The sequence below is a fragment of the Streptomyces sp. NPDC048191 genome (assembly GCF_040652655.1).
GTDB lineage: Bacteria > Actinomycetota > Actinomycetes > Streptomycetales > Streptomycetaceae > Streptomyces.
Map to the genome: position 1 here is coordinate 1 of NZ_JBEZMO010000088.1, position 2,182 is coordinate 2,182.

Here is a 2,182-nt window from a genome sequence, read left to right on the forward strand (position 1 = left end):
GTCAACGCCAAGAACGAGGTGTGGCTGGACTTCAAGTCCGATGGGGCCGGCATGGGCCGCGCCACCGCCACGCACACCTGGGCCTTCCGGAAGGGCCAGGCGTCCTCCGTGGTGATCCACAGCGAGCCCGGCACCAAGGGCGCCAGGGTGGCCTGCTTCACCGTGCCGTTCGGCGGAGCGTCGTAGGCGGGGCGGCGGGCCGCACTCGGGACGGCCATGTACAGGGACGGCGCCCTTCCCGCTCTTGGCGTAGGGCGCCGTACGCGCGCGAGTCGAGGGTGCGAGAAGAGCGCCGTACGCGTCAGGCGGCTATCGGGGCCCCGGATCTTCGCTGAACCTCATTGGAAGAAGGCCATCGCGTGCTCCTCCGGTCGAACTGTCCGTTCACCAGGCAGACTTGCGCGATGGCCTGCCCTTGTGCAGGGAGCATGTACCGCCAGTGGGTGCACGCCCCGGCATGCACCCGAGCGTTCTGGGAGCCCGCCCGGCTACAGCACCTCATGGGACGCTACCTCTGATCAAAGGGATCCGAACCTGGTGGTGTTTCAGGCTCCACCAGCCCCCAACGCAGTTTTGCGGTAGATCAGCGAGACGTTCCGGACCCACCCGCAGGCAGCAATCACCGAGTCCCTGCCCGGCATGGGCCCATCCTCGGTGCCGAGTTCGTCGTTGCTTGGACCCCATGAACCCGCTGCTTCCCCTGGTATCACGGACTCCAGGGTACGAGGGGACCCTCAGTCGGGTGCCTCCCCTTTGCAAGGGTGCGTCATTCAGCTGCAGGGCCCCTGCCCCGCATTGAAGCGACGTCGGGGCATTGGGGCAGCGGTCCCCGCTCGCATCCCGACTTTGCCGCCGAGCGACTGTCAGAAACTTTTACACCATGCCGTTTCTGTTCGGTTTCGACTGACTCCATGTCATGATCAGGCGATCTTAAGCGACTGCGGCTCTCGCCTGGGACTGTCGCAGAGTGCCATTTCTTACACGGAACCGAGGGAAGCCTGAATGTCGATGACAGGGACGTGGAGACAGGGTGGACGAGCATTGGCCCTTGCTTCGGCTGGCCTTGCGATGGTGGCCGTAATGGCGACACCGTCGTCGGCGGCAACATCGCCGACCAGGGCGGATATCCTGCGCGACTGCGCCTCGGGCGTCGGAAAATGCACCTTTACCACCACCTCTGTCAGCAAGTATGTGGGTGTCTACCGAGCGGTTCTCCCTTGGGTCCACAACTGCTATGCCAGTCCGCAGACCTACTCGCGAACAATCTACGGGAAGCCCTTCAGCGTCACGATCAACTCCCGCTGGGCCTTCCAGGTCTACTACGCCCCGGTGCTGCAGAAGCTCACGGGCTATTGGACAACCCACTACGACGATCCGCACTGGGGCCACTACTTCTGGACTGTCACCGACACGATCAGCCGGCCCCTCGTCAACGCGACGGACGACGAGCGTGGCGTGATCGGTTATGACGCTCACCCGATGACTCTTGATGAGTCGAAGGTCTGCCGATCGTGATAGAGCTGCTGTCCTACCGAATGTGATCGGCGGGTTTCTACAGATCAGTCTTTCTGGCCCTTGCGGGGACGTTTTGCCGGCGCGCCCGCTGCACGAGCACGGTACCAGCACAGGTGAAACGCCGGTCAAGTGATGGGCGTCGCTGGTTGTTTTGGCCCTATTTAGTGATCTCGAGGGTGTGTTGTGGGAGTGTCTTTCGGCCCCCTTCGGATCTGGAAGCTGGACATGGTCCCTGGCACGGCTCTTGTTTTCAGGGAACGTGAGGGACTTGGCAGCGATAACTCAGGTGTGGGGATCAGGGGCCGGGGAGAAGATGCTGCTGTGAATCATGAATCGAACGAGGTGAACGAGGCGGTCGCGGGCGAGTTGGGCCTGATGGATGCCCACATGCGGGCGTCGCGAATCGTGGCCGGGGAACTGCTGGAGCGTGAGTTCGTCGAGGTCGGTGCCTCGGGCCAGCGGTGGGCCTTTGAGAAGGTGCTCGCCGAGTTGCCGGGCATGGCCGGCCGCGTCGAGGAGCCCCACTATTAGCCGTCGGACATCACCGGAGTGGTCCTGGCGGGTCTCGATCAAACCCGGAACGGTTCAGTCCGCCGGGTGGAGCGTGCTTGCTCCCAGAGCGCGGATTTCTGTAGTGATGACGTCAATGATGTGTTGTGCCTGTCCG

General features: G+C 63.3%; 2 protein-coding genes and 1 pseudogene. All 3 read left to right on the forward strand.

Translation table 11 applies throughout. The annotated features are described in order from the left end of the window. A pseudogene (locus tag AB0D93_RS41480) lies at positions 1–186 on the forward strand (superoxide dismutase family protein); the annotation flags it as partial. A gap of 894 nt (positions 187–1,080) precedes the next feature. Then, positions 1,081–1,515 (forward strand): hypothetical protein, encoded by a 435-nt coding sequence (locus tag AB0D93_RS41485; protein WP_362131944.1) that lies wholly within the window; start codon positions 1,081–1,083, stop codon positions 1,513–1,515. A 321-nt stretch (positions 1,516–1,836) separates the two neighbouring features. After that, entirely contained in the window at positions 1,837–2,046 is a 210-nt protein-coding gene (locus AB0D93_RS41490) for a hypothetical protein (protein ID WP_362131947.1), read from the forward strand. The last annotated feature ends 136 nt before the right edge of the window (positions 2,047–2,182 follow it).